Genomic DNA, 9,004 nt, shown 5'->3' on the forward strand with positions numbered 1-9,004 from the left:
GCCCTGGGTAGGCTGCACCAGCCCGGCCAGCACCTTGAGCAAGGTGCTCTTGCCACATCCGGAAGGACCGATAAGGGAAACGAATGATCCCTTTGGCACCGAAAGATCGATGTTCCTGAGGATCAGCTGACGGGCCATGACCACCGAAACGCCCTTGGCGGAGATTAGATCGTCATGGCGGATATGGGCCGGCCTGTCGCCGGCGGCTCGGATGGTTTCAATGCGCATGGCTTGTCGCCCCGCGCGCTGTTTTCTGCCGCACCCGCACCATCTTGATGGCGAAGGCGCCCTTCACACAAACAGCCGACCGGTGGAACTCCTCAAACCGGCTGGCCCTGTGCGCACCATGTGACATTGGCTACTCCCGGCCTTCCAGGATGCGCCGCACCGCGACGAGCTTGCGCGCCCGTTCACCTTGCAGCGCCTTTGTCTGCTCGGGCGTGTAGGCAAACATGCCCTCGCCCGACTTGATGCCGAATTTCGACGCAGCCGTCTTCTCCAGAACCATCGGCGCCACATCGTCGCGGTTGGAGAGATCGGCATTCAGGAAGGACGAGACGGATTTGTAGATATCCAGCCCCGCCATATCGAGCAGCGCCATCGGGCCGATGACGGCGATCTTGTAGCCGATGCCCCACGACACGCAGGTGTCCAGGTCTTCCGGCTCGATGACGCCGCGCTCGACAAGATCGACCGCCTCGCGCAGCAGCGCATAGAGCACGCGGTTCTCGACGAAGCCTGGAACGTCCTTCTTCACCACCACCGGCAGCAGGCCGATCGAGCGGATGAGATCGCGGATAACAGCCACGGTTTCAGGCGCGGTCTTCTCGCCGCCGATCACCTCGATCATCGGGATGATGTGCGGCGGGTTCGACCAGTGCATGCCGACCATCCGCTCGGGATGCGAGATATGCGCCTGCAGCTTGGTGATCGGAATGCCCGACGTGTCGGACGCGACGATGACGGACGGGCCGATCAGCGGATCGATGTCACGATAGGTCTGCGCCTTGATGTCGATATTCTCGGGCACGTTCTCGATCACCAGTTCGGCGCCATCGACGGCCTCGGCGATCGTCTCGACGAAACGCACTTTGCCGGCACCAGTCCCGGGCGCCTCGATGTCGAGACGGTCGAGCACGCCGCCGGCAAGATCGAGCATGCCGCGGGCGCGCTCGATTGCCCCTGGCGAAACGTCATACGCCGTCACATCGAGCCCGCCGCGCGAAAGCCGCGCGGCGATGCCTGGACCCATCGTTCCCAGTCCGATGAGAGCGGCGCGCTTGATCATCATGCGGCCTTTGCGGGAGCAGCAGTGGTTGCCGCCTTGAAGGCCGGCCGAGCGGCGATCGCGGCCACCCAGCGCTCCAGATTGGGCATTGACGGCCGGTCGATCTTGAAGTCGACGCAGCGCTTCAGGATCGGCGCGCAGGCAATGTCGGCAAGGGTCAGCTTGCCGAGCGCCAGGAAGTCCTTGCCGGCCAGGTGGCCGTCGACGATCTTGAGCTGCGCGACAAGGTCCTTCACTTGTTCCTTGTATTCGGCGGTCTGTTCCTCGGGCGTGAGCTTGGCGCCCTTGAAGGCCGCCAGGTAGCCCGGATTGACTGCCGCCAGCAGGAAGTCCATCCAGCGCTCGACCTCGGTCTTTTCCGCCGGCGTGGCGCCATTCAACTGTTCGCCGCCGAATGCCGCGAGATAGCGCAGGATGGTGTTGGACTCCCAGATCACGGTGTCGCCGTCGACCAGCGTCGGCACCTTGGAGGTCGGGTTGAGCGCCTTGTATTCCGCCGTCTGCGTGTTCTCGAACTGGCGGCCATAATCCTCGCGCTTGTAGGACGCTCCCAACTCTTCGAGCATGAAGAGCACCTTCTGGACGTTGCCTGATGTCTGGCGGCCTAACAGCTTGTACATGTCTTCTCCTCGCTAGTGTCCAGGGCCTACTTGCTCGCCGGCAGCGGCTTGTAGACGATGGCGTCCATTTCGATCTTGGTGTTGATGACCGCTTTTGCCTCGACGGTCGTGCGCGCCAGAACGGCGTCGCCGATCCCTTCGAGGAACGCCTTGTTGTAGCGGCCGAAATCGCGCGTATCCTCGAGATAGGTGGTGATCCGCACGACATCCGACAGCGTCGCGCCTTCATGCGCGATGACGCGCGCGATGGTCTTCAGCGTCGCCAGCGTCTCTTCTTCGATCGTGCCGCTGATCATGTTGTTATTCTCGTCTTTCGGCACCTGGCCCGAGACGAAGATGAAATCGCCGGCACGCACCGCCGGATGAAACGGCAGGTTCGGGTTCTTGTTGCCGATGGCGTAGTGGCTGGCGGATTTTCGCGTGCTGTCGCTCAACATATCCCCCTAGAGAACGCTGGTTTCGATGATGTCGACGCCGCGGATGCGATCGATCAGGTAGACGATGCCGCGGTCGTCGATGGTCACGTCGTTGGACGAGGAACGCTCCGCGCCCTCCGGCGCGTCGGGCATGAAATGACCGACTTCCTTTGGCGCGAACGGATCGGCGATGTCGACGAGGCGCAGCCCCTGCGCGAACCACGCAAACGGAATGACGGTTCCATTGAACCGCTCGGAAGGCTGATGGCAGCCGGTCATCTGAGGCTGCGGTGAACCGTCCGTGTCGAGGCCTGGCACCTGGAAGGTCGAGATCGGCAACGGGTTGGTCTCATCAGTGATGTCGTAAATCCAGGTGAAGGCCGGCGGCGATGGCCGAAGCTTGGCGACATCCTCGTCCGCCACCACCATGATGTTGCGGCCTTTGAGCGGCTGTGGAATCGGCAGGCAGGTGTGCGTGGGATGCGGAAAGCTCGGGCTCGAATTGACGTGCGAGACCAGCTTCGGCTTGGTGATGTCCGAAATGTCGAGGATGAACAAGCCATGATGCCAGTAGCTGACATAGAGCCTGTCGCCCATTCGCAGCGGATGGTGACAGCGCGGCGTGACATAGTCGTGCCAAGGATACTCTTCGCCGCCCCCGGTCCACTGGCCCGGTATCCACCAGCGTCCGACCTCGACCGGCTTCGCGGGATCGATCAGGTCGAGGATCATCACGATGTTGCCGACATAACCGTCGGCGGTCGGCGATATGTAGGCGTAACGGCCGTCGAAGTCGTAGCGGTGGACGCCCTTGCCGCCGGTTATCCATTTCGAGATGAGCTTCGGCTGTGCCGGCTTGGTGGTGTCGTAGAGCGCCAGTCCGCCGCCGAAATCAGCCGGGCCGGCGTCGCCAAAGCGCTCGTGGTTGATGATCATCAGTCCGTCCTTGGCGCGCACCTTGTGCGAGTGCCAACCGGGCGGGACATCGATCGTCGTAATTTTGCGCGGATTGCGCGGGTCGGAAATGTCGACCAGCGTCGTGCCGCTCGGCGGCCGCATGTGGCCGATATAAAGGATGTTGCCGTCGACCCAGACCTGACCGCCGCCTGGGCAGTCGACATGGCCGATCTGCTTTGTGTTGAACGCCGAAACCAAATGCATACGCCCTTGCTGCTGAAATTCCATTTCGATGTCCACGCCGCCAATGGCGGCGTGGACATTGCCTGCCGGAGGACCGGAACTAGACGAGACGGAGCAGATCGCCGGCCTGGTTGCGGCCCCAGCGCTTGTAGAGGAGCAGCGCCTTCTGCGTCGGCGCATCGGTGGCGCCGAAGAAGATCACCGGCTCGCTCGACGAGCCGTTGACATGCTCGACCCAGGAACCGCCGGGTATGGCGATGGTGTCGAACTGGTTCCAGTCATAGCGTTTGCCGTCGATGATCGAATGGCCGTTGCCGCGGAACGGCGCCAAGAGCAGGCTGGCGGTCTCGCGCTGCGGCAAGGTCTTCTCGCCGGGGCGCAGCATCTGCACGTAGAAATTGATGGTGTGGAAGACGGGTCCGCCGGTCGTCGGATCGACATAGTCGATGACGATGCCTTCATGGGGGTCGCCATCCCAATCCTTGTGGGCGTCGAGAACCGCTTCCATCTTCTCCCAGCGATAGACATACATCGGCGACGACAGGCCGCCGCCGCGCTTGTGGTCGACGAAACGCGGCATCAGGCCGCCTTCGCCATAGATGCGCTGTGAGTAGTCGCTGGGGTAGCGGGCGGTCTGCACCTTCTTCTCGACTTCCTTGCCGTCGACCATCTCCGTGTATTTGTGATCGAAATGGACGGCATGCAGCGTTTCGACCAGCGGCAGGTCGAGCACCGACAGGTTGACCGCCTGCTCGCCGCCAACGGTGCCATGATTGTGCCAGGCGTCGTTGGGCGTCAGCACCATGTCGCCCGGGCCGAAGACCACGTCTTCGCCCTCGACGCCGGTGAAATTGCCCTTGCCCGTCAGGCCGAAGCGGATGGCGCTCGGCGAGTGCTTGTGCGGCGGCATGATCTCGTCGGGATCGTTCAAGCGGTAGGCGGTGTACATGGTGCTGACCGATGCACGCTTGGGTGCAAGACCGGGATTGACGAGGATCAGCGAACGGCGCTCGCTGTCGTCCATGGTCACCAGTTCGGCGGCGCGCTGGAGCAGGGGCTCGATGTCCGAATAGGACCACACGAAGGGAACGGCTTTCGACGTCGCCATCAACTGCTTGATCTCGTCATGGTCGACGCCTTCCGACGTCGCCCAGAACGGAAACATGTTCTTTGCGTAGAGGGCGTCGTAGAGGCCCTTGAGTGCCGCCTTCTTGTTGGTGAGCACATCGTTAGCTGGTTGCGCCAGGGACATATCGGACACCTCTCGTCACGAAGAAAATACTTCTAACCAACTCAACCGTATTCGCATTGGTTTTGCTCGACAATACCCAAATTGCGAATCTTATAAGTTTTTGGTTGAGGTGCATTTTTGAGTGGCAAATGCCCAGAAATAGGCAGAAACAGCCTAGAAATGCACGGAATTCAGCTCACAATCAGGGCGTGAAACCGCTTCGTCACGGCCATGCTGGCGCGCATGACAGTCCAACCAACGCAGTTTTTCAGTCTCAACCAAAAGACTTTGGTTGTATTCCGGCCGCCTTATCAGGCAGCCACGCTCTGTTGAGCGCGGCTGCGGATCAGATCCGCGGCCTTTTCGGCGATCATGATGACCGCCGCATTGATGTTGCCGCAAACGAGGTCGGGCATGACCGAGGCGTCCACGACACGAAGCCCGGCAATGCCGCGCACCCGCAATTCCGGATCGACCACCGATGCCGCATCGACGCCCATGCGGCACGTGCCGGCCGGATGATGCACGGTGATCGAGGTCTTGCGGATGTGCTCGTCGATCTCTTCGTCGCTCTCGCATTTCGGGCCGGGGAAGAACTCCGCGCCGACGAACGGAGCCATGGACGGCTGGCTGGCAAGGTTGCGTGCAACACGAAAGCCGGCGCGAAGCGACTGCCAGTCGCGCTGCGAGGACAGGAAATTCTGATGGATCAGGGGCGCGGCAACCGGATCGCTCGACGCCAGCTTGACGCTGCCGCGGCTCTCCGGCTGCACCGCAACGATACGGGTCGCAAAGCCGTCGGCGAACGGCGCCTTGAACGGCGACATGTAAGGCCATGCCCCAAGCGGCGCGGCGGTGAAAAGCAGCTGTACGTCCGGCAACGGCCGGCTTGTGTCGCTTTTCAGGAATGCCACGACGCCGCCAGGCACATCTCCCGAAAAGCCCTTTCCGGTGAGATAAGTCCTGACGAAATCCAGCCCGATACGATCGGCCCGCATCATCTTGAGAAACGGTCCAGGCTGTTTGCGCCGATACATCACGATAACCGAAACGTGGTCCTGCAGATTCTTGCCGACTTGCGCACGATCGACCTTCGTCTCGATGCCATGCGCCGCCAGCTCGCCGCTGTCGCCTATGCCTGACAGCATCATCAGCTGCGGCGTGTTGATGACGCCGCCGGCAAGCAGAACTTCGCGCCGCGCCAGAACTTCATGGCTCGCCCCGCCTCTGGTGTAGGCAATGCCGGCTGCGCGGCCATCCCTGAGCAGGATCTTCGTCGCCATCGCGCCGGTCAGCACCTTGACATTGCCGCGCCGCATGGCGGGCCGCAGATAGGCGGTTGCGGTCGAGCAGCGGCGGCCGTTGGCAATTGTCATCTGCAGCCGGCCGAAGCCTTCCTGTATGGCGCCGTTATAGTCATCGGTCTGCGGGTATCCGGCATCACGGCTGGCTGTGGCGAAGGCATCGATCAGTTCGTCCTTGTAGCGGCAGAACTGGGTGTTCAGCGGCCCGCTGCCGCCACGGTACCGGCTTTCGCCCGCTTCCCAGCGCTCCTGCTTCTTGAAGTAGGGCAGCACCTTGTCGAACGACCAGTCCGTCAGGCCGCTTGCCGCCCAGCGATCGTAGTCGCCGCGATTGCCGCGCACATAAGCCATGGCGTTGGTGGAGGAAGAGCCGCCGATGACCTTGCCGCGCGCGCATTCGACCTTGCGGCCGCCGACATTGGCCTCGGGCTCGCAGAAATACATCCAGTCGTGGCGGCGCTCCGTCAGTATCTTGCCCCAGCCGAGCGGGATGTGGATCATCGGATCGCGGTCCCAATCCCCCGCCTCCAACAAAAGCACCGACACGGCAGGGTCTTCGCTCAGCCGGTTCGCCAGCACGCAGCCGGCCGATCCCGCACCGACAATGACGTAGTCAAAGGTTTCGCCAGCCGGCATGCGTGATCCTCGGGAGAAAGACGTCTGCCGCGATGGCAACCGTCGACATGGGCAGTCAACCATCGCGCAACTGGTGTTGTCAACCATTGCGTACAGTTGTAGATTGGTTGAATTGGTTGAGTGCCGTCGAACAGGTTTTCGTGTCACAATATGATGTCGGGACGTTGAGTCGGCGGTCTGCCGATCGGACAGGAGATTTGGTTTTGAGCGCATTCGAGCCGCAGGTCGGACCATCTGATCTCGACGACATCATCGCCGCGGTCCGCCAGTTGCAGCAGGGCGGCGGCAAGCTTCCGTCCGAGCGCGATCTTGCGGAACATCTGAGCGTCAAGCGCCATCAGCTTCGCAAGGCGCTTGAAGTGCTGCGCCTTTCAGGCGACCTCAAACCGGCGCGCGCCAGGCGGGCGCCGACCGCCCTTCCGAGATATGGCGAGGAACTGGTCAGGGTAACCAATCCGATCGAGGTCCTGGAATTGCGCCTGATTATGGAGCCGGGCCTTGCCCGACTGGCGTCGCTGCGCGCCTCCTCTTTCGAGACGGCGCGGATCCTCGACGCGGCAACCACGCCGGAGAACGCCCCGTCGGGTGAGGTCGACTTCGCTTTCCATCTCGCGATCGTTGCCGCGGCCCGCAACCACCTCGCCGCGGAATTCTACAAGATGCTGCGCCAGGTCGGTGTCGATGCGCGGGTGAAGGTTGCGCGCACCGCGGCACCCACCTGCCCCAAGCGGATCGCCCACCGCGACGGCGAGCATCGCCTGATCGCCGAAGCGATCTCGCAGCGCGACCCCGAAGCGGCAGAGGCCGCAATGCGCGCGCACCTTCTGTCGGTGCAGAGACAGATCATGGAACGGTCGAATGCCGGCGCCTTTGCCGCGTGATCGCATCACCTCTGACATCGAGCCTGTGCGGGGAATTTCAAATTGAAACGTCATTTCGACGTGCTGGTCATCGGCGCGGGATCCGCTGGCTCGGTTGTTGCCAGCCGTCTCAGTGAAGACCGGTCGTGCCAGGTCGGCCTCATCGAAGCCGGGACGATGCCGGCCGATCCCGACATCGCCGACCCGCTGAAATGGACGATGCTCCAGGGCCGCGCCTACGACTGGAGCTATCGGACCGTGCCCCAGCCCTTCACCGCCAACCGCGTCCATGAATGGCCGCGCGGCAAAATCGTCGGCGGCTCGAGCTGCCTGCATGCAATGGCCTATGTGCGCGGCCATCCCGATGATTTCGACCCCTGGGTGCAAGCCGGCGGCGAGCGCTGGTCCTATCGGGGGTTGTTGCCGGGCTTCATCCGCAGCGAAGCCTTCACCGCTTTCGACGGGCCAACACGCGGCAAGAGCGGCCCGCTGGACGTCTATCTGCCGGACGCCGAGGTCAGTCCGGTCGTGCGTGCCTACATCGCCGCCGGGCGATCCATGGGGGCTCCCGCCCTGAGCGACCACAACAGCGGCGAGCTGGTCGGCACCAGCCCCAATTCACTCAACATACGCGACGGCAAGCGCCTGAGCGTCGCCGACGCCTATCTGCCGCCGCGGGTCATGGCGCGGCCGAACCTGACCTTGCTCGCCGGCCACGAGGTCGAGCATCTGGTGCTGGACGGCCACAGGGTCACGGGCGTGAGCGTGGTCTGCGAGGGCCAGACCAGAACGCTCTGTGCCGACCGGATTGTCCTTTGCGCCGGCGCCGCGTCCACGCCGCTCATCCTCATGCGGTCGGGCATTGGTTGCCCGGATACGCTGAAGCAGGCTGACATACGCTGCCTTGCCGATCGCAGCGAGGTGGGCCGCAACCTGCAGGATCATCTGCTGGCTCTTGGAAATGTCTACAGCACCAAAAAGCCGGTGCCGCCTTCCCGCCTGCAGCACTCCGAATCGCTGATGTATCTGCACAGCGACGACCCGATCCGCTCCATGGGAAGTCCCGATATCGTGCTCGCCTGCGTCGTCGCTCCGTCGGCGGCCGAGGGCCTGAATGCCCCGCTTTATGGCTCGGCCTTTACCATCCTTTGCGGCGTCACCCATCCGACAAGCCGCGGGCGCATCACACCGAGCGGGCCGGGCCGCAACGATGCGCCGGTCATCGATCCGCATTATCTCGAAACCGAACACGATCGCGCGACATTCAGGATGGCGTTGAAGCGGGCGCGCATGGTCGGCCATCATGAGGCCCTGGACGAATGGCGCGATACGGAGATCCTGCCAGGCGCACCGGTTCGGTCCGATGCCGAACTCGATGCTTTCATCGCCAGGGCTGCTTCCACCCATCATCATCCGGCCGGCACCTGCCGGATGGGTCTTGACACCGAGGCCGTCGTCGATCCTGACTTGCGGCTGAACGGCTTCGACAATGCCTTTGTCGTCGACGCC

The 9,004-nt window shown here is 62.9% G+C and carries 9 protein-coding genes; 2 read left to right on the forward strand and 7 right to left on the reverse strand.

Annotated features, from left to right (window positions below):
- From EN994_RS07980 to EN994_RS08010, 7 genes are all read right to left on the reverse strand, one after another.
- Positions 1–228: ATP-binding cassette domain-containing protein (locus tag EN994_RS07980; RefSeq protein ID WP_127307473.1), on the reverse strand; the 228-nt coding region annotated here is incomplete at its 3' end.
- Between the two features lie 130 nt (positions 229–358).
- Positions 359–1,288 carry a 5-formyl-3-hydroxy-2-methylpyridine 4-carboxylate 5-dehydrogenase gene (fhmpcd1, locus tag EN994_RS07985; RefSeq protein ID WP_024505124.1) on the reverse strand — a complete coding sequence of 310 codons (930 nt, stop codon included), beginning with the start codon at positions 1,286–1,288 and terminating at the stop codon, positions 359–361.
- The gene (locus EN994_RS07990; protein ID WP_013529861.1) at positions 1,288–1,908 is read right to left on the reverse strand and encodes a glutathione S-transferase family protein; all 621 of its coding nucleotides are present in this window, start codon (positions 1,906–1,908) and stop codon (positions 1,288–1,290) included. Before EN994_RS07990 ends, fhmpcd1 begins: the two co-directional genes overlap by 1 nt.
- 26 nt (positions 1,909–1,934) lie before the next feature.
- Positions 1,935–2,345, reverse strand: coding sequence for a RidA family protein (locus tag EN994_RS07995; RefSeq protein ID WP_013529860.1), 411 nt, complete (start codon positions 2,343–2,345; stop codon positions 1,935–1,937).
- Positions 2,346–2,351: 6 nt separating this feature from the next.
- Positions 2,352–3,509, reverse strand: a complete 1,158-nt coding sequence (locus EN994_RS08000; protein ID WP_013529859.1) for a hypothetical protein — start codon at positions 3,507–3,509, stop codon at positions 2,352–2,354.
- Between the two features lie 55 nt (positions 3,510–3,564).
- Positions 3,565–4,716 carry a cupin domain-containing protein gene (locus EN994_RS08005; protein WP_024505127.1) on the reverse strand — a complete coding sequence of 384 codons (1,152 nt, stop codon included), beginning with the start codon at positions 4,714–4,716 and terminating at the stop codon, positions 3,565–3,567.
- A gap of 290 nt (positions 4,717–5,006) precedes the next feature.
- Positions 5,007–6,635: a choline dehydrogenase gene (locus tag EN994_RS08010; RefSeq protein ID WP_063168894.1), complete on the reverse strand. Its 1,629-nt coding sequence runs from the start codon at positions 6,633–6,635 to the stop codon at positions 5,007–5,009.
- A 203-nt stretch (positions 6,636–6,838) separates the two neighbouring features.
- On the opposite strand from EN994_RS08010, the gene EN994_RS08015 reads away from it, so the two are divergent.
- Entirely contained in the window at positions 6,839–7,516 is a 678-nt protein-coding gene (locus tag EN994_RS08015; RefSeq protein WP_013529856.1) for an FCD domain-containing protein, read from the forward strand.
- Between the two features lie 42 nt (positions 7,517–7,558).
- A partial coding sequence (locus EN994_RS08020) for a GMC family oxidoreductase N-terminal domain-containing protein (protein WP_164745838.1) occupies positions 7,559–9,004 on the forward strand: 1,446 nt, incomplete at its 3' end.

Source organism: Mesorhizobium sp. M7A.F.Ca.CA.002.09.1.1 (genome assembly GCF_003998555.1).
In the GTDB taxonomy this organism is placed as follows: Bacteria; Pseudomonadota; Alphaproteobacteria; order Rhizobiales; family Rhizobiaceae; genus Mesorhizobium; species Mesorhizobium ciceri.

Bases quoted from the DNA above. Each gene is read 5' to 3' on its own strand.
- EN994_RS07995 (WP_013529860.1), bottom strand. From the start codon at position 2,345: ATGTTGAGCGACAGCACGCGAAAATCCGCCAGCCACTACGCCATCGGC.
- EN994_RS07990 (WP_013529861.1), bottom strand. From the start codon at position 1,908: ATGTACAAGCTGTTAGGCCGCCAGACATCAGGCAACGTCCAGAAGGTG.
- EN994_RS08000 (WP_013529859.1), bottom strand. From the start codon at position 3,509: ATGGAATTTCAGCAGCAAGGGCGTATGCATTTGGTTTCGGCGTTCAAC.
- fhmpcd1 (WP_024505124.1), bottom strand. From the start codon at position 1,288: ATGATCAAGCGCGCCGCTCTCATCGGACTGGGAACGATGGGTCCAGGC.
- EN994_RS08010 (WP_063168894.1), bottom strand. From the start codon at position 6,635: ATGCCGGCTGGCGAAACCTTTGACTACGTCATTGTCGGTGCGGGATCG.
- EN994_RS08005 (WP_024505127.1), bottom strand. From the start codon at position 4,716: ATGTCCCTGGCGCAACCAGCTAACGATGTGCTCACCAACAAGAAGGCG.